Annotated in this window: 13 protein-coding genes; 4 read left to right on the top strand and 9 right to left on the bottom strand. The window is 45.9% G+C overall.

All coding sequences use genetic code 11. The annotated features are described in order from the left end of the window. The first annotated feature begins 111 nt into the window (after nt 1-111). The gene (locus tag BUR42_RS22260) at nt 112-2,784 is read left to right on the top strand and encodes an outer membrane beta-barrel protein (protein WP_074241791.1); all 2,673 of its coding nucleotides are present in this window, start codon (nt 112-114) and stop codon (nt 2,782-2,784) included. On the opposite strand, the gene BUR42_RS22255 is transcribed toward BUR42_RS22260, so the two are convergent. From BUR42_RS22255 to BUR42_RS22235, 5 genes are read right to left on the bottom strand one after another with little or no spacing between them, the layout of a single operon-like run. Next, nucleotides 2,785-4,128 carry a DUF58 domain-containing protein gene (locus BUR42_RS22255; RefSeq protein ID WP_074241790.1) on the bottom strand — a complete coding sequence of 448 codons (1,344 nt, stop codon included), beginning with the start codon at nt 4,126-4,128 and terminating at the stop codon, nt 2,785-2,787. Between the two features lies 1 nt (nt 4,129). Further along, entirely contained in the window at nt 4,130-5,110 is a 981-nt protein-coding gene (locus tag BUR42_RS22250) for an AAA family ATPase (RefSeq protein WP_074241789.1), read from the bottom strand. Continuing rightward, nucleotides 5,110-6,342 carry a DUF4350 domain-containing protein gene (locus BUR42_RS22245; protein WP_074241788.1) on the bottom strand — a complete coding sequence of 411 codons (1,233 nt, stop codon included), beginning with the start codon at nt 6,340-6,342 and terminating at the stop codon, nt 5,110-5,112. Before BUR42_RS22245 ends, BUR42_RS22250 begins: the two co-directional genes overlap by 1 nt. Before the next feature lie 6 nt (nt 6,343-6,348). Beyond that, nucleotides 6,349-7,104, bottom strand: coding sequence for a DUF4129 domain-containing protein (locus BUR42_RS22240; protein ID WP_084185760.1), 756 nt, complete (start codon nt 7,102-7,104; stop codon nt 6,349-6,351). Next, nucleotides 7,101-8,087, bottom strand: a complete 987-nt coding sequence (locus BUR42_RS22235) for a stage II sporulation protein M (protein ID WP_074241786.1) — start codon at nt 8,085-8,087, stop codon at nt 7,101-7,103. The genes BUR42_RS22240 and BUR42_RS22235 overlap by 4 nt, the downstream gene beginning before the upstream one ends. A 56-nt stretch (nt 8,088-8,143) precedes the next feature. On the opposite strand from BUR42_RS22235, the gene BUR42_RS22230 reads away from it, so the two are divergent. The 3 genes from BUR42_RS22230 (at nt 8,144) to BUR42_RS22220 (ending at nt 11,089) form a co-directional block, all read left to right on the top strand. Next, nucleotides 8,144-8,932, top strand: coding sequence for an RDD family protein (locus BUR42_RS22230; RefSeq protein WP_074241785.1), 789 nt, complete (start codon nt 8,144-8,146; stop codon nt 8,930-8,932). Nucleotides 8,933-8,993: 61 nt separating this feature from the next. Next, nucleotides 8,994-9,575, top strand: coding sequence for an RNA polymerase sigma factor (locus tag BUR42_RS22225; RefSeq protein ID WP_143197549.1), 582 nt, complete (start codon nt 8,994-8,996; stop codon nt 9,573-9,575). Then, nucleotides 9,572-11,089 (top strand): autotransporter outer membrane beta-barrel domain-containing protein, encoded by a 1,518-nt coding sequence (locus tag BUR42_RS22220; protein ID WP_074241783.1) that lies wholly within the window; start codon nt 9,572-9,574, stop codon nt 11,087-11,089. Before BUR42_RS22225 ends, BUR42_RS22220 begins: the two co-directional genes overlap by 4 nt. Here BUR42_RS22220 and nagA read toward each other — a convergent pair. The 4 genes from nagA to BUR42_RS22200 form a co-directional block, all read right to left on the bottom strand. Next, entirely contained in the window at nt 11,067-12,170 is a 1,104-nt protein-coding gene (nagA, locus tag BUR42_RS22215) for an N-acetylglucosamine-6-phosphate deacetylase (RefSeq protein ID WP_074241782.1), read from the bottom strand. The genes BUR42_RS22220 and nagA overlap by 23 nt on opposite strands. A gap of 21 nt (nt 12,171-12,191) precedes the next feature. After that, nucleotides 12,192-13,952, bottom strand: a complete 1,761-nt coding sequence (locus BUR42_RS22210; protein WP_074241781.1) for a RagB/SusD family nutrient uptake outer membrane protein — start codon at nt 13,950-13,952, stop codon at nt 12,192-12,194. An 18-nt stretch (nt 13,953-13,970) separates the two neighbouring features. Beyond that, on the bottom strand, nt 13,971-17,495 hold the full coding sequence (locus tag BUR42_RS22205) for a TonB-dependent receptor (protein ID WP_200798350.1): 3,525 nt from the start codon (nt 17,493-17,495) through the stop codon (nt 13,971-13,973). A 270-nt stretch (nt 17,496-17,765) separates the two neighbouring features. Continuing rightward, on the bottom strand, nt 17,766-18,749 hold the full coding sequence (locus BUR42_RS22200; RefSeq protein WP_074241780.1) for a FecR family protein: 984 nt from the start codon (nt 18,747-18,749) through the stop codon (nt 17,766-17,768). Nucleotides 18,750-18,821 lie beyond the last annotated feature (72 nt).

Below are 18,821 nucleotides of genomic sequence, written 5' to 3'. Positions count from 1 at the left end.
AAAAAGACACAGCCCTACCATTTATCCCGATTATCCCGCTTATGTGTAATTGTTACTATTTACTGGATGCGGGGTAGTAATTTTCGGACATCAACCTATATTATCATTTAGATGAATATCAAGCCAAATGGCAGCATTGCAACCATTTTCGGAAGCCTTTGCCTGCTCGGATGTATGTTAGCTAGCGAAGTAAAAGCACAACAACCCCCTTCTAATAAGGATACCGAAACCGGTACTGTTAAAGGAAAAGTTTTGCAGGCCTCCAACAAGGAACCCATTCCATTTGCTACCATCGCCTTGCTCAATGAGGACGATTCCACCGTAGTCACCGGCGCCGCTGCCGATGAACGGGGTGCTTTTATTATAAAACCTGTAGTATATGGTAGTTATATCGTAAGGATTGGCACCATGGGCTTTGCGCCCTACTTTGTGAATGTAAAGGTGAACGCAGAACGTACACTCTGGGAACTGGGCACCATTCTCCTGGAAACCGGCACCCGCACCCTGAAAGAAGTGACCATCGTGAGCCAGAAGAAGATGTTCACCATGAACAAAGACAGTATCATTTTCACGCCGGACGAAAACTTCCTGCCCGGCGGTACTGGTATGGAACTGCTGGAATATGTACCCGGTATCACCATAGATGCTAATAATAATATCACCATGGAGGGAAAGGATAAGGTGAAGTTTTATGTGGATGATAAACCCATTGCCCTCACCGGTATGGACTACAACAGCTACCTCAACAACCTTCCCTCTTTCATGATCGAAAGGATAGAAGTGCTGAAAGTACCACCAGACCCCGTAGAAGCAGAACAGGCGTTGGTAGAAGGCCGTACCAATATCCGCTATATCAATATCATTACCCGTAAGATCCAGTTCAGGGGTTATTCCGCCGCCTTTACTGCGGGAATGGACAGCAGAAGGAACCTGAACGCCAAAATGCGCTACAATCTCAACCTCGCGCCATTCCAGGTAACATATTTTAATAACGGAGTATATAATTCAGACAGCTCTTACCTCAACCGTAGCTATTTCCCGAAAGTACCGGGAGGCGACACTTCCTTCCTGGACCAGAAAAACTTCCGTACCTCTTATAATTTCAACCATAACCTCAATGGCCGTTACGAACTGAAGATCACGGAGAAAGAAAAGCTCCGGGGCTCAGTAACCCTTGGCTGGACGGGTGATGGCAGCAACAGTTCCAATAACAGCACCAATAGTGATTATACCCATAAACCCACTATGCAGAAGGCCCAGGACAATATAAACCGCAGGAACGGGTTCCGCGGAGTAACGGACTGGAACTATATAAAAGAATATGAACAGCGGGAAAAGAAACTGGAAGCAGGTTTCAACTTCACAAAGAACAACGGCAGCGGATATGGGAATAATGATTATTTCTACCTGTTAACGGAAGACACATCCCTGCAGAGGAACAAACGGCGTAATGGCAATTTCAGCATGCGCGGCAACTTCCATTTCCGTCAGCCGCTCTCTGACGGTAAGTACTACGACCTGAGCAGCAGCATGGAAATGAGCGGAGGTAGCAACCTCAACCTCGCCACCCGCAAGAATGTAAACGATATTGAAATGTTACCTGCACCCAGGCTTTCTACAGATTATTCTGATTTCAACCAGAACTATGCTGTAAGCGCCTCCTATGGGAAACGCAGCAGGAAACTCGGCTATAACTTCACCAGCCGCTTAGGATATACTGGCTCCAAATCAGAAGAACAATATGCCGGCAACCGTTTCAACAATGAAACATATGAGATCCGTAGTTCGCTCGGTATCAATTATAGCCCCTGGAAAGATCATATGGCTAATCTCCGCTTCAATCCGGGGATCCAGTTCTTTAACCAGATGGCCCTGCTGGATTCCCTGAGAAGCCGCGTACCTTTCAAATACACGAACTTCTCCCCGGGTATCAACTTCCAGTACGATTACAAACAACAACAGCTCACATTCAATTTCAACCGGAATATGGACCGCCCCTCTCCGGACCAGTTGAATCCCTTTGTGAACACTTCCGATAGTTTCAACATCCGTACCGGGAATCCCAATCTGCGGCCTTCTTTCACAAAGGATTACCGCATGGAATATACTGTGCAGATCAAGAGCCATCAAATTAAAGCCGGCCTGGAACAACAGGATGCCAGTGACATCATTTCCCGTTATACCAAAGTGGAATACATCAATGATACCACCATCATCAACACCAGTACTTTTGTGAACCTTGCCAGCAGGAAGGACCGCAACTTCTACCTTACCCTCAACTCTCACTTCTTTAAAGCCATACAGAACAACAAAGGTGCCATCAACATGAATATCAGTGGAGGTATCCGTTATTATAATACCACAACGGATGGCGGAGAGGAAGGAAAAGATGCCGTAAGTGATAAATTTGCCCATGTGGAAGGATGGACTTCCAACTTAACCGTCTGGGCAGCCTACCGCATCCGCGTATTCTCGATCTCCGTGAATGGAAGGTATAATGGCCCCCGTTATTATGCTCAGGGTAAACAGGAAGCACGTTTCAATAGTGGTCTACGCGGACAGGTGAACTTATTCAAACGTAAAATGAATGTATCCTTCACTGTAGAAAATCTCTTCGGGTCTACCGTTAAGAACTTCTACGAGTTAACGAAAGACTATGAGCAGTTCTCCAATAACCGGAAGAATGTACGCTACCTCAGCCTGAACATCACTTATAACATCCGCAAATTCACTAAGCTGGGCAACAAGGGCCCGAAAGATTTTGAAAAGGAAGAACCGCTGTAACTAAGCAAGCATGCGGGATTTTAGCTCAAGGTACTTATTCACCACATCCACCGTTAGGTGCTCGGGTGTAGTGAGTAAGGACATAATACCATATTGCGCCAGCTCTCTTACGATCTGTTTTTTCTCATGTGCAAACTTCTGGGCGATCACCTGGATGTAAATATCCTCTACGGCAGTTGCCTTTTGCTCATTGAGCTTTTTGATCTCTGTGTTCTCAAAGAACACCACCAGCAGCAAATGATATTTAGCCAGCTGGCGTAAGTAAGGTAACTGGCGTTGCAGGGCAGAAGCAGATTCAAAATTGGTGAAGAGGATCAATAAGGAACGTTGCGAAAGAGAAGCCCGCAAATTAACGCCCAGTCTCTCATAATCACTTTCCGTCCACTGTGTGGTCTGCGCATATAACTGATCCAGTATCTTGTTAAGCTGAACTTTCTTATTTCCTGCTGCCAGGACCTCCGTTTGAAACCCTGTAAAAGTGATCAGCCCGGCCTTATCTCCCTTATGCAATGCCACATTGCTGAACACCAGCGTGGAATTGATAGCATAATCCAACAGGCTCAATCCGTTAAAGGGCATTTTCATATTCCGCCCTTTGTCGATCACACAATACACCTGCTGCGATCTTTCTTCCGTGAAATTATTCACCATCAGGTTCCCGCGGCGGGCTGTGGCTTTCCAGTTTAAGGTACGCACATCATCCCCCATCGTGTATTCCTTAATATGATCAAACTCTATGCTATGCCCGATCGCTCGTTTGCGGTGTACACCTATTTCGTTGAGCTTATGTTTGAAAGAGAATAATTCATAATTACGCAATTGCAAATAAGAAGGATATACCTTCACATTTTGCGGATGGTTAAAAGTAAAACGCCTCCTGAGCAGGCTGAATGGCGTTTTCACAAAAACATGCGTAGCCCCGAACTGGTATTCCCCTCTTTCCACCGGACGTAATTGATAGTTAAACGCCTGTTCCTCTTTACTCCTCAGAAAACCATATCGTACAAAATCACGTTCCTGGAACTGGAAAGGTAATTCATCCAGTATTTCCATCCGTACCGGGAAATTATAGTTATTGCGGATAATGATGCTTACTTCATTGGGGTCCCCGTTACTGAAACGTTCCGCCATTTTACGGTCTGCCTGTAATGCGCGCCCCGCGGCATAGAGCAATACAAAATCCAGCAGCACCAATGCAGCCAATGCCAGCAAGGCAATGATCGCAAAGGGATAAACAGCCGGCGCAAAAAAGCTCACTACAAATAATACCACTACAGCACCCAGCGATAGATACAAGCGGGTATGAAAGAAAAGCGAATAGTAGAATCTTACTGGCGTTTCCATATTAACGTGGTACCGCAACGGCTTTAAGGATCTCTCCAATAATATCATCAGGTGTAATACCTTCCATTTCTCTTTCCGGGGTGAGCATAATACGATGCCGTAAAATATGCGGCAATACATATACAACATCATCCGGTGTTACAAAATCACGTCCGTTCATCACGGCGATGGCTTTGGCGCAGTTCATCACGGCAATGGATGCACGCGGGGAAGCGCCCAGGTAAATGCTGGGATTATGACGGGTTTCATTCATCAGCGTGGCAATATATTGCAGCAGTTTTTCGTCCAGTAATACCTGCCTCACCTGTGTTTGCAGGTCCTGCACCTGAGTGGCCGTGAGTACACTTTCCACTTTGTCCAGCACATGCGCACTTTTTTGCAGGTTGGCCGCTTTTAATATTTCTACCTCTTCTTCCACCTGCGGATACTTCACTTCTATCTTAAATAAGAAACGGTCCAGCTGCGCTTCCGGCAAACGGTAAGTACCTTCCTGCTCAATCGGGTTCTGTGTGGCGATCACCATAAAAGGCTGATTGAGGAAATGAGGTACGCCGTCGTTGGTGATCTGGCGTTCTTCCATTACTTCAAACAAAGCCGCCTGTGTTTTAGCCGGTGCCCGGTTGATCTCGTCTATCAGGATGATATTGCCGAAGATGGGGCCTTTCTTGTATTCAAACTCTTTGCTTTGCGGATTGAAGATAGAGGTACCCAACACATCCGCCGGCATGAGGTCGGGCGTAAACTGGATACGGGAGAATTTAGCATCTATTGTGCTGGCGAGTAATTTGGCCGCCAGGGTTTTTGCCACACCGGGCACACCTTCAATGAGGATGTGCCCGTTTGCCAGCAATCCCGCAACGAGCAGATCTATCATCTGTTGCTGCCCTATGATCACTTTTGCCATCTCTGCTTTTACTGCTGCGATGGCTGTATGTACAGCAGAAAGGTCTGTGCGCGGCTCAAAGGTGTTTACTTCTTCCATTAGTTCGCTTTTAAATAGAATTGATAGATGCTATTATAGAAATGTTGTAATTCGTTATCTGAAACACTGTCTGCCAACCGTAAGGCATGCACCTGCCTGAACATCTCTGCTACTGCTTCCTGCGGATGGCCTGATTTACGGGATAACAGCAGCACAAATTCATCATTCAACTGGCTCGTGTTCAGGTAATAATGATTCCGGATATATTCGAGCAGATGCTGGATCATTTTACGGGCAAGGTTACTATTGTCGTGATGAAGGTAATACAAGCGCCCCAGTGTTTCTGCAAATTCCAGCGAGGTATTGGTCAGTGCTGGTTTTGGAGGAATGAGCCGTTGCCTGCGTTTACCCTCGAACAATACATATAGCAGGAGTAATAACACCGCCAGCCACAAAGCCCATTTAAGCGCAGGATGCCGCATTAATACCTGCCAGTTGGAGAAATCCCCCTGCTGGCGGTAACGCAGTTGTTTGTAATATTCATCCCAGTAAACATTCTGTGGATACTGCGGCAGATAAGCCATCTGGTTCTCCAGCGCTTTGATGTTCTTCTTCTCCAGCAGGAAATTATTCGTCCAGGTCATCGGGTTCAGCAGCACAAACAAATGCCCGTTACCTACATTGATGCGGAAGAAATTAGGAGCATGCTGCGCATTGGTACCCAATATGGTAGTGATAGCTGTATCTGTTTTACCCAATGCATCCAGCATTGAGATGCCTTTTGCCGAGAAAAAAGTATCCGGCGCAAATCCTGGATTTACAAAAGATTGCACGGCCACATCATAAGGTAGTTTAAATGTGGTATCTGCGGTAGTAGAAAAGTTAAATACCGCCTCCAGCAATGAATCCGTTTTTTCTACCACCATAAACAACCTGTTGCCTGCACTGACATAATTGTACATGGCATTCACATCCTCTTCTGTGGCATAGAGCCGGCCTGCTACAATAATGTATATATCGTTGGATGCTTCCCGGAAATGCTCATTTTTCCTGTAGGTCTGTGCAAATGATTTGGTGATGACCTTCGCCTTATTATTATCGAAGAAATTTTCCAGCAGCTTATACGGCACATAACTGCCAAAAGGCTTTTTATCCCTGCTGCTATAAGTGATATGCTCCCGTGAAAACCTGTTATCCTCCTCCACTATTGTGTTACTGATCCCCGCCAATGCCAGCAGGAAAATAACACCGAGTGTAAGGATAGAGATAGTTATGATGATGGCTGCTCTCACGGGTTGTTATCTTAAAGATGTTTTAAACGCTGAAAATTGTTCCTCCAGTTGTGCAAACTGTCCGTTATTCAGCGGTTGCTGCCCATACCATATATATTCATAGTGCAGGGTAAGTTTAGCAAAGGGCTTATGCCAGGCAGTACTGGTAAGTTCCCGGAGATAATCCATATTTGTTTTATCCTTGCCCGGCGCAATCAATTGTTTTGCTTCCAGTAATTGCAGCGAATGCAGGTAACGCATCCGCACGGCCTCCCGCCAATAACCTGCGGCAATAGCTGCACGGGCCAATGCATCATAGTTTTGCGGGCCTTCTGTTGTGAGTGTTCCTTCTTCTTCCATTTCCTGGTGGGAACGGCGGAAGAACCGGATATCGTTTTTACGGATGAATAAAAGGATGCATGCCAGTAAAAGTACTCCCAGCAAAATATATAAGAGTGTACGGAAGAATTCCCTATGCTTACGTACCCAGGCTCCCGTATCCTGCCACCAGCTATCCTTTTTGATGGACGCCTGTTCGTATTGCAGTGCTTTCATGTTGCGCATTTCTTCCATTTTATCTTTGGATAGTTCCTGCCTGGAAAGCCTTCCTTCTGCTGCATCATTCCACTCTCCCGGTTTTTGATCGTCCCACAGGGAATGGGGTAGTTTTTTCGTCCGCAGCTTGTCCTCTAAAGTAGATGCTGTTGAAGTAGTATCTGCTTCCTGCGCTTTCGCGCCAATGCAAACAGTAAGGAGTAACCATATGTACAAGAGCCTCCTCATAATTGCATCGGTTTGATCAGTTTTCCTGCTGTGTTCAGGCGGTATCCCTGCTTTTGCACCCTGATAGGATAAATAATAAAATACCACACAATAAAAGCCAGCGAAAGTGCCAGGATGCTGATACTGACAGCAACAGGCATGGAAGTATGGCGTGTAATAAAGCTTTCCAGGAAAGCCGCCACCATAAATATAGGGATCAGTGCCACGATGATCTTCAGCCCTTCTTTGGCGCCTCTTTTAAGTGAATCCTTTCTGGTATGCGTTCCCGGGAAAAGGATACTATTGCCGAGTATCATGCCTGCCGTTCCGGCAATGATGATAGAAGAGATCTCCAGCGTGCCGTGTACCCATATTACCAATACCGAGGCCCAACCCAGTCCTTTTGAGAAGAAGAAGTACTGGAAGGAGCCCAGCATGATCCCGTTTTGCAGCAATACCCATAAAGTTCCCGCGGAAAGGGCGATCCCGAAAACAAAGCAGAACATGCTCACCCTGATATTATTAAAAGCAATACGCAGCCACATATACCCGGGATTCTGATCTTTATATACGCCAAAGGGATCACCATTGGCAATGTTTTGTTCCGTCATATTTACATATTCATCTCCCAGCACCCCTCTTACAAACGTTTCATCGTGGGCCGCAGAAAAGGCCCCGATAATACATATGAGCAGGAAATAACAGAAAGTGAACAGGAAAAGGCGATGGTGTTTGCGGATCAGTAACGGCAACTGGTAGTAAAAGAAGTTAGAGAAACGGTTCTTTTCTCCCTGGTGGCTGCTGTAAATACGTTGAAATATACCCCCGGCCAGGCCATTAATGTAATGGGTAACCTTACTATGGCTATAAAATGTTTTGGCGTAGGCCAGGTCGTCCAGCAATCCGGTAAAGCGTTCCGCCATCTCATCGGGGTCTTCCGTGGGTTCCTCCTGGATCTTTTTCCAGCGGTGCAGGTTCCTTTTAATAAATGAAGATTCTCTCATGCGATACCGGAGATAAAAATACTTAAGCGGAAATATAATAAATTTTAAATTTGTTTATGCCTATTATCAAAATACCTACCGCATTTAACATTGACCTTGAGTTCGAGGGAGCTGACCTCGGCCGGCGTTCGGTAGCTTATTTGATCGATCTGCTGATCAGGATAGCCTATATGGTACTGGTAGGAATGCTTATTAGCAGGAATGTAAGCAATTCAAATACAGCCGATGTACTGATGTTCCTGTTTATGATAATCCCTGTTTCCCTGTATTACCTGATCTCCGAGATCCTCATGAAAGGGCAAAGCCTGGGCAAACGGGCCATGGACATCAAGGTGGTAAGCCTGATAGGAAATACCCCCTCCCTTAGCCAGATCTTGCTGCGCTGGATGTTCCGGCTGGTGGAATCTCCCATATTCACCCTGACCATCATCCTCACTATGGTGGAAGAATCTTCTGCATTCACCATCCTTATTTCCCTGGCCATTGCCATTATCCCTGTAATCATTGTTTTCCGTTCAGCATACAATCAGCGGCTGGGAGATATTGCCGCAGGCACCATCATTGTACGTAACCGCCAGCGCCATACCATACAGGATACCATTTTCCGGGAAATTGACCAGGTGGATTATGTACCCCGGTTCTCCCAGATCCTGCGCCTGTCTGATAAAGACCTGAGCAAGATCAAAAGTGTACTGGATACTTCCATGCGCAATAACGACTGGGCCGTGGCAACCCGTATGTCTGAAAAGATCAAACAGGTGCTGCATATCGAAACAGATATGGAACCCGCCACTTTCCTGGAAACCCTGCTGAACGACTATAATTATCTTGTAACAAGAAAGTAAACTTTTTTTGTCTTTACCCAACCTTTCTCCTTCTGCCAGGCGTCTGTATACATTAAGACTTTTGGATCAGAGAAGAAGAAATAGCTTTAAACCGGATGATCAGGCAGATCAACCCATGGCCCTTACAACGCTTATTGAAGGTTGTAAAAGGGGAGACCGCCTGTGCCAGGAAAAACTATATGCGCTTTTCTTTGATCAGATGTTAGCTGTTATCCGTCGCTCTTTTAGCGATCAGGATGCGGCTATCAGTATTTTAAACAATGGATTCCTGCGTGCCTTTAAAAAAATTGACCAATATAAAGGCAGCGGAAGTTTTGAAGGATGGTTGCGCAGGATCATTACACATGCTATTGCAGACTATTACAGGGAGCATGAATCAGAATTGAATATCCGTAAAGCTGAAATAGCGGAGAACCTGCCGGAGCTACACACAAAAGACCCTATGGCCTATAAGGATCTGCTGCAGGTACTACAGCATTTGCCGCCTGCTACCAGGGTTGTGATCAACTTGTTTATTGTCGAAGGCTATGCACACAAAGAAATTTCGGAAATGCTGGGTATTAGTACGGGCACTTCCAAATGGCATGTTTCGGAGGGGAAAAGAATATTGAAAAACCTTTTAAACATTCAATTCACTCAATGAGCAAACGCAATCAAAATATTGAAGACTGGTTGCGGCAGGCTGCAGCACAAGACCCGGAAGTTTCTTCGGATCAGGTGAAGCAGCAGGCATGGGGGCAATTGAACAATATGCTGGATGGGGGAGAAACCTTGCCCGATCGGCCACGTTCATCCGGTTCCGGCTGGTGGACGATCCTTCTTGAAGCCATAATACTCGTGGGATCTTTTGCGTATTTGACAGTTACTGAAAAAAAACATCATACTCCCATTTCCGTAAATGAAAAAGGATCTTTTTTCATAGAAGAAAAACATCCATCAGGCACTGCTCATACCGTTTTCCCCTTTACAAGAGAGCAAGACTCCATAGGGGCGCTGCCTACATCATTACCAGGCACTGATCATATCGTTTTTCCCTTCGCAAAAGAACAAGATTCCATAAGAGCGTTGCAGACATCATTACCAGGAACTACTTATATCGTTTTCCCCTTTGCAAGAGAGCAAGATTCCATAGGGGCGCTGCCTGCATCATTACCAGGCACTGATCATGCTGTTCCCCCATTTGCAAAAGCACAGCATTTGTCAATTGCTCATTCTCCCTTCCTTTTCAAAAAAGGTCAATTACCAATCAAACAGGCATCGAAACCATCCTCTTCTTCTGCCAGCAAAAGACAAATCAATCCCCGATCAACTACAGGTGCTGTTTACTGGAATACCGATCCGCCAGAAAAAAACCATTCCGATCAACAACAAACACGCCTCCGCTACACAGGCAACAGTACAGGGACCATACATCCGCTGGTCACCAGGCAATTATTCATGCCGGTAAAGGACTCCGGAGTACAACATACACCAACTCCAAAAACACCCCGCTCACATAGGGAGGAACGTAGAGAACAATCTCCTTACAGCCTGAAGATAGCTGCCATACTTCCAGTAGCAGATGCTTATGGAGCTGCCGCCAGTATAGAATATACTTTTCAGTGGAGAGAAAAATGGCGCATCAGGCCCTACATTGGTGCTGAATACCTAACAGGATTCAACAAGGTTTACGATCATCGCTACTATGCCGCATTTTCAAGTGGTGGAGGTCCATTAGGGCAGGGAATGCCGGGCAAAACGGACAGTGTACTCACACATTTTACTTTAAATGGAATAGCATATGGAAAAGCTGGTGTGCAGGCAGCCTATGTTTTCTCCAGATGGGAAATAGCCACCGGTATTGAATACAGGTATACGCTTTACGCATCAGGTAAGGACACTGCTTTTATAGTAAACAGGCAGAACATTGTCAACCCTGTCGACCTTCAATACGTTCCGTTTAATAAAAAACAAATAACCGGTACAGGAAATGTTCGGTTGCAATTAGGATTGGATTATACGATAAACCGCCGCCTGCAAATAGGCGCCATTTATTATATGCAGTTGAACAGGCAAAGATTGGATTCAGCTTATAGAAGGCCGCATCCCAAACTACCTGATCAGACATCTTTTCAGATACATCTCCGTTATCAATTTATGCGTAGACCACACCGTTAATATAAACGTGTTGTGGTTCAAACGCTTCATTGAATATCGTAAGGTCCGCTTTTTGCCCGATGGTGATCTCTCCCCGCTGTGGCGTACCAAAAAGCCGGGCCGGGTAGGTAGATGCCATCCGTACTGCTTCATCTAACGGGATACCTGCATACTGCACACAGTTATGAATACCTTGTAAGAGGGTAATAGCAGAACCGGATAAAGTACCATCCGGCAAAGTGAACCGGTCCTTCTGGCGTACGTGAGGATATGCGCCAGTACTGGCTTCCACAGCATCTGTGATGAGGAACAAACGATCCCCCATCACCTTTTTACTAATGGATAGAGCAGGAAAAGAAACATGGATGCCATCCGGAATAATACTGGCATAAGCTGTATCCGCCTGGTAAGCTGCACCCGGCAAACCTGTGTCCCTATGATGAAAAGGGCTCATGGCATTAAAAAGATGTGTAGTGCTTTGGATACCGTTCATATAACCCGCCGTTCCTTCTTGATAAGTGGCATTACTGTGCCCTGCGGAGATGATCACTCCCTTATCCAATAATAACCGGATGATCTCCGGATCACACATTTCCGGTGCCAGTGTGATCATCTTTATAACACCCTGGGCTCTTTTCAATAAAGCTTCTACTTCTTTACGTTCCGGCCTTTTGATGTATTGTTCAATATGCGCGCCTTTCTTTGCAGGATTGATGTAAGGGCCTTCCAGGTGGAGTCCTAAGACAGCGGGATGTGGATTATCCCGCACCACATCTATCGCTCTTTCAAATAATGTTATACTGTTAGTCGCCAGGGTAATGAGGAAACCGGTGGTGCCCGTCCTTATTAAACCGGTGGCCATAGCCGTTAAAGCAGCAAAGGAGGGATCATCTGAAAACAGATGACCTCCTCCTCCGTATATCTGCAGATCTAGCAGGCCTGGTACAATGTAGTGGCCTTCATGGTTGATGACGCGGGCTTCCGTTGATATGCTGACGGGATCGATCCAACCTTTTATTGTTCCATCCTCGAGTAATAGTGCTTTGTCTTTTATGATCTCTTTTCCGGTAAAAAAAATACCGTTGGTCAACACTGTCAGCATACGTAATATTTTTACGGGAAGTTACTGCACCCAGTCCGGATTTTGGAGCAGATCTACCCCTTTATCTTTATACAATTTTATCTGGTCCAGTGGAAGCGGGTCCAGGTACCATTTAGTATAAAGTTTATCTCCTTCTATAAACAGGCGGTCTGTAAGCGGATTAGGAGCAGGGATAATATAACCTTCCTGTCCGCCGCCTTCCAGTGTAACGTTAGACAGCCAGCTGCCTGTAGGTACTTTGGCCCATTCGGCACGGTTGATCCAGCAGCCCCTGTTAAGATCGGGGTTGGCCCTGTTGTCTACATAAGCCAGTTTCTTCCATCTTCTCAGATCATCCAGGCGCATTCCTTCCATAGTTAATTCCACCCGGCGTTCCCTGCGGATCTCCCAAAGCATTTCGGATACGGCAGGATCTCTTTTAGGATCAGTATATACCACACCGGCAATGGCAGGCTGGCCGCCGGATACTTCCAGCTTAGGCAGTTTGGCAGCTGTGCCGGAAGGGCGTAAGCGGAGTTTATTGATAGATTTATCCAGGTCTGCCTGTGTGATAGCTCCTGTTTCTGCAGCTGCTTCCGCATAGTTGATCAGCACTTCTCCCAAACGGATCACAGGAGCATGTGTGGGGTTTACGCTGGAAGAACCTTCCGGCAGATCGCGGATAGCATCGTTCAGGAATTTCCAGGTGCAGTATCCTGAAGTAGATGTGCCCAGTTTATTATACCGGTTGTTGGAACCCGGAGGACGTAATTCCGGATTAAAGGTATCCAGCAAACGTGGGTCCCTGTTAGTTCTTACTTTCTCATTGGTTTTATCTCCCTGGTAAACAGCAGAAGTACCTATAGGTCTTCCATCAGTACACAGATAAGCTTCCATCAGGTTTTTGTTAGGTCCGGTCTGGCCTTCACCATTTACATAACTGTTTAGCGAATGCGTCAGCAAACCAGTTGCATAACGGCGATACATGATGATCTCTGTGTTCTTGGAAAGGTCCAGGTTATTGAAAGATTCCCTGTACGTTTGGTTGAAAGAATAACCTCCGTTAGTGATCACATCATCTGCAGCCGCTTTTGCTGCCAATAGGTATTCCTGCGCTTTTGCAGCATTATTAAGATGATACTTTTGCCAGGTACCTTCAAACAGGAATACCCTGGACATATATGCTTCCACTATCCATTTGGTAACGTTCAATCCTTTCTCTCCATCTGCCGCACGTACATTTTCGGAAGCATATTTAAAGTCGAGCAATACGCTATCCATTACCAGTGTACGTGGATCACGGGGTTTGTATAATATGTCATCATCAGTAATATCTGTAATAGCACTACTATACCATGGAACATCTCCGAAAGCTTTCACCAACCGATAGTATGCCATGCCGCGGAAGAAACGGGCGATCCCTATCCAATGTTTCTGGGCAACTGGATCCAGGTTTGCCATGCCCTTCACACGTTCCAGCATAATGTTGGCTTTGCGCACATTTGTAAAAGCCCAGCCCCCGCCGCTCGCAGGTATGATCTTGTTGAATTGTGGAGGGCTGGTTGGCGCGAAGTCATCATTTAATGATTGCCCCTGATAGAAATAATCACCAAAAGCAAAACCGGTACCATAACCAACAAAATACGTTGTATAAAAGCCATACGCGTATGTTCGCAGGTTCTTTTCATTCGTCCAGAAGATGTCGTCGCTCTCCAGGTCAAGTGGTGGACGGTTAAGGAATTCCTTACTGCAACCTGTGCCGAGCCATGCCAACAATACCAGGATATATATTTTCGATTTCATAAGATCCAGATTTGTGTTTTAGAAAGTAAGTTGAAGGCCAAATGAAATTTCCTTGCGGAAAGGATAGGTACGCCCAAACGCGGTAGGATCTGTTTGTTCCGGCGTATAATCAATTTCCGGGTCCAGCGGGATCTGTAAATTATCCCATGTGAACAGGTTTTCTCCACTTACATAAATACGAGCCTGTTTGATATGGGCTCTGTTACTAAGATTTACAGGAAGCGTATAACCCAGTGAAATGTTTTTCAAACGGGTATAAGACATGTCTAGCAAATAACGGCTCTGGCGCTGGAAGTTGCGCGTAACATTAGACCCTGCTGTAAAAGTAGGTTGTGGATAATAGGCACCTGTGTTGGTTGGCGTCCAATAGTCCAGATGATGATCATACCAGGAATCCGTTCCAAAACCTGGAATGAATAAAGGTCCGGAAGGCCATAACTCTCTTTTCCCTACTCCCTGTATAAATACGCTGAAATCAATCCCTTTCCAGTCGGCACCCAGGCGGATGCCATACTGATAGCGTGGTGTTGAGTTACCGATCACCATCATATCTCCAAAATCATCCAATGAAGAAGCCCCGGGCGTTACTTTTCCGTCTCCGTTACGGTCTACATACTTTACATCACCCGGCTGGAAATAGAACCAGGGTTGGGTTCCTCCAAGAACGGTCTGATCTGCGATACCCTGCTTGGGCACCCATACACCATTTTGTTTGGTGAAGTCGCTTTCCTGGAAAAGGCGGTCTGTCTGATAACCCCATATTTCGCCGATCGTTTTACCTTCGTAGTTATTGGCCAGCAATTTAGAGCCGGCATAATGGGTGATCGTTTCTTTGAAGTCAGTCAATGTGGCCAGCACATTAAAGCGCAGACCATTATCAAACGAATGGTTATAATCGATAGCCAGTTCCCATCCTTTGGTTTGCATTTCCCCAAAATTCCGCTTAGGCGTATTTCCACCAAAAGAACTCGGCAAAGTAACACCTCCACTGAGCATATTGCTGGTGGTTCTGTTATACCAGTCAAATGTGATTCCAAGCGCATTATTAAAGAACCTGGCATCCACGCCAAAATCAGTAGTGGTCACCGTTTCCCAGGTTAAGCTCCTGGAAACCAGTTGGGGTGTACTTACTGTTACCTGGTTAGTATTTCCTATCAACCAGCCAGAAAGCGGTGTGGACATAGTAGGTATAAACTGGTAATCTCCTACATTCTGATTACCTAAGGACCCATAAGAAGCCCTGAGTTTGAAGAAGGACAATATTGGTTTTGCAAAGTCCATGAACTTCTCCTCCGTGATCACATATCCTGCAGATGCTGAAGGGAAAAATCCATACAGGTCGTTTTTGGGGAATCTGGAAGATCCGTCATAACGCCCATTGATCTCAAACAGGAACTTGTTCTTATAATCATAGTTGATACGGGCAAAGTAACCGTTGGTCGCCCATTGATCACGGCCCCCTCCGGCAAATTGATCTCCGGTGGCGAGTGGAATTTCTCCCAGGTTCGGATCAATAAGGGTCCTTCTTTCTGAAGTTTGGGATGTGTATTTATAAAGATCCACATCCATTCCTGCAATCACTTTAAAATGATGATCAGAAAAATCTTTCTTGTAAGTGGCAAAAGCACGGCCTGTATTCCAGTCATTCCAGGAAGAAACATACCTTACACGATCCCAGGAAACATCCTGATAATTATCGAAGTATTGCAACTGCGTAGGGTTAGCCCAGAAGTTAATACCTGCCGTAGGTCCGCCAACAGTGCGGAAATGCGTATTAGTGGCAGAATAGGTATAATCCACATCAATGGTCAGGTCTTTCAATGGCTTAAGTGTACCACCTATTTGTACCCTGTTGAAAGTAGATTTTGTTTCATCCATATTTGCCTGCTGCACTTCTGTTAAAGCACTGCGGAAAGGTTTACCCTTATATGTACCATAAGGATAGATCACCGGCCAGCGATAGAGATAATACCAGGGACCCAACTGTGCGCCGGAATAAGACATCGGTGTTTCGAACTTAGACTGGTTCATCATGATCTTTCCTCTTACATCCAGCCAGTCCTTTACTGCGGAATTCACAGATAAAGTGGCATTATATCTTTGAAATTTATCCGTTTTAAATTTCAATACCCCACTTTGATTAAGGTATCCGAGACTCAGGTTGTAGGTTGTTTTTTCTCCACCTCCGCTGAAAGACAGATCATGTTTTTGCATCATGGTCCAGTCTTTCATGTATTTTTTACCAACATCCCATGGACGATAAAAATAGAGCAGACCATTTTTGATCTCAAAATCGCGGCCCATTACCATGGAATCTCCCAGCTCTTTACCACCAAAATCCTTTTCCCATTGTTTCATTTTCTCAATGCCTTCTCTGTCAAAGCCCATTCCGAGTGTGCCAAAGAACGCTTTATTAGGCTCCTGTCTTAAATAAGCTGCGAACATAGCTTCTGCTCCGGCCGCGGCTCCTGCTATTTTAGGCATAGTGGTGGGCTGGCTCCAGGAAAAGTTATTGGAATAATTTACCCTGGCAGGTGCGCCTGTTTTACCTGATTTGGTAGTGATCAGGATCACACCCCAGGCAGCGCGGGCACCATAAATGGAGGTGGATGCCGCATCTTTCAATACGGAGATGGATTCAATATCCTGCGGGTTGATCATTTGCAGATTGGGCATCTCTACGTTGTCCACCAGGATCAAAGGTTGGGCACCTGCAGCACCCGTATTCAGTGAGCCCGCCATACCCCTTAAACGGATGGCAGGATTCCTGCCCAGATCTCCACTTGCAGAAGTGATGGTTAAACCGGGCACGGTTCCCTGTAATCCACGGCCTATATCAGAGATCGGCCTGGAGTTCAATGTTTTATTAATATCAACAGAAGTTACAGCACCGGTTAAGTTGGCTTTCTTTTGGGTACCATACCCTACGATCACCACATCGTCCAGTTTACGGTTATCACTTTTCAGTATTACATTGATCACTGTTGCTTTTCCTACCACTACTTCCTGCTGGATAGCTCCGATGGAACTAAAGATCACCACCTGTCCACGATTGGCGGCAAGGGTAAAAACCCCGTCCGCATCTGTGTACACTCCTTTAGTAGTGTTCTGGATCCTTACAGAAACACCCGGCATAGGTACGCCGGATTCATCCGTCACCTTTCCTTTGAGGGTAACAACAGAATCCGCAACCATTGAAGGGGTAAGCTCAGCCGGTTGTTCATGGCGGGCTACGATCATGATCGTGTTGTCTGTTAATTTATATCCCAGGCCGGCTGGTTTGAGTAAAGCGCTGAGTGTGGCGCCCACACTCCGGGTGGCATATTGGAGGGATACCCGCCCTGAACGTTCCACGAGTTCAGAGGCAAAAGCAATGCGAAAGCCGGAAAGCTTTTCGACCTGCGTTAACGCTTTTTCCAAGGTGGCGTCGGTAACCTCCATGGTGATCTTCTTCTCCTCGAGCGCCTGGCCTTTGCCGGAAACTGCCCAAAGAAGCTGAAAGCTAACCAGCATACAAATGATGGTGGAGAGGCTTAATCTCATAAAGAAACGCATTTGCGAGGAATAAACTGCTAGAGACAGTGCAGACATAAGTCGCCCTGTAGCAAAAACCGCTGATTTTTGCATATTTTGCAATTGTTTAGAATGATGAAGAATAGCCTTAGGGCTGTTTAATGTTCTAAGCGAATCCCCTCCCGGACCTTCCACAGTACGGAGGGGAATTTTTTTGTCTGAAAAACAAGTTTAAGACGGCGGACGCGTGATCCAGCTCATGGAAAAAGATTTTGGTAAAGTGGTATTAGTGAATTTTCCCTATTTGTCAGTACATCCCTTCCCGTCGATGATCACTTCGTTTTCTTCCACGATATAAGAAGCGTTTCCAACGGTACATAAAATGTATAAGACCTTGTCAAGTGATTCTGTTCCTTCAAAAGTGGCGCGGATCCTGCACTGGCGGAGAGCAGGGTTAGCAAATCGTATGGGTACCTGGTATTGTTCGCCTATCTGTTTAGCGATATCCTCGAATGGTATAGAATTAAAGTCCATGCCTTTTTTCAGCCATGCAACGGTTTCTTCCGCTTTCACCACTTTAGTAGCCGCTACTTTGTTCTCGTAAACAATTTGCTGATCCGGTAAAAGTATGCCGAGCAATTCGCGGCTCTGCTCATCTTCTATTTTCACTTTACCCCGTGTAACAGTAACTGTAACCGAAGACTGGTCCGGATAGGCTTTGATATTAAAGGCTGTTCCCAGTACAGTGGTCAGCAATCTTCCGGAATGGATCACAAATGGTTTACCCGGCTGGTGCCGGATATCAAAATAACCCTCTCCTTTGAGTGTTACTTCCCTGCTTTTCCCATTAAATGAAGCAGGATATATGAGGCTGCTGCCTTCACGCAATACAACAGTACTGCTATCCGGCAGCAGGATGAAACGTTTACTTTCCGGCACATCCGGAGAAACTGCCAGCATCTGGCTGGCGCTACCCTGCTCTTTTGCAGAAGGACGGGTGAACCACAATAAAACGCCGATCCCAACAATGGGGACCAGAACAGCCGCTACACGCAGCCAGATATGACGGGAGCCGCTGCGGAAAAGGGTTTCCTTTCTGCGGCGGTAATCTGTAAAATCCTGCAGTAGTTCCTGTGCCAATTCCTCATCCGGCCGCCATTGCAGCGATTCCGCTTCCGGGTGCTGCCAGGTTTCGTACCAGCTTTCCAAAGCTTGTAATTCCTCTGGCGTACAGGTGCCGGATTTGTATTTTTCTAATAGTTCTTTAACATCTAACAAGCTCATAAGTGGGAATTGAGACCTCCGTCATTATACAAGGACAAACAATAAAAAACAAACCGTTACTCCCCTGAAAAA

Source organism: Chitinophaga niabensis, assembly GCF_900129465.1.
Taxonomy (GTDB): Bacteria; Bacteroidota; Bacteroidia; order Chitinophagales; family Chitinophagaceae; genus Chitinophaga; species Chitinophaga niabensis.
Note: the sequence above shows the minus strand (reverse complement) of the source record. Positions and strands in the feature narration are given on the sequence as shown.

Excerpts from the sequence above, each read along its gene's own strand:
- BUR42_RS22260 (WP_074241791.1), top strand. The coding sequence starts at position 112 with ATGAATATCAAGCCAAATGGCAGCATTGCAACCATTTTCGGAAGCCTT.
- BUR42_RS22255 (WP_074241790.1), bottom strand. The coding sequence starts at position 4,128 with ATGGAAACGCCAGTAAGATTCTACTATTCGCTTTTCTTTCATACCCGC.
- BUR42_RS22250 (WP_074241789.1), bottom strand. The coding sequence starts at position 5,110 with ATGGAAGAAGTAAACACCTTTGAGCCGCGCACAGACCTTTCTGCTGTA.
- BUR42_RS22240 (WP_084185760.1), bottom strand. The coding sequence starts at position 7,104 with ATGAGGAGGCTCTTGTACATATGGTTACTCCTTACTGTTTGCATTGGC.
- BUR42_RS22235 (WP_074241786.1), bottom strand. The coding sequence starts at position 8,087 with ATGAGAGAATCTTCATTTATTAAAAGGAACCTGCACCGCTGGAAAAAG.
- BUR42_RS22230 (WP_074241785.1), top strand. The coding sequence starts at position 8,144 with ATGCCTATTATCAAAATACCTACCGCATTTAACATTGACCTTGAGTTC.
- BUR42_RS22220 (WP_074241783.1), top strand. The coding sequence starts at position 9,572 with ATGAGCAAACGCAATCAAAATATTGAAGACTGGTTGCGGCAGGCTGCA.
- nagA (WP_074241782.1), bottom strand. The coding sequence starts at position 12,170 with ATGCTGACAGTGTTGACCAACGGTATTTTTTTTACCGGAAAAGAGATC.
- BUR42_RS22210 (WP_074241781.1), bottom strand. The coding sequence starts at position 13,952 with ATGAAATCGAAAATATATATCCTGGTATTGTTGGCATGGCTCGGCACA.
- BUR42_RS22205 (WP_200798350.1), bottom strand. The coding sequence starts at position 17,495 with ATGAGATTAAGCCTCTCCACCATCATTTGTATGCTGGTTAGCTTTCAG.
- BUR42_RS22200 (WP_074241780.1), bottom strand. The coding sequence starts at position 18,749 with ATGAGCTTGTTAGATGTTAAAGAACTATTAGAAAAATACAAATCCGGC.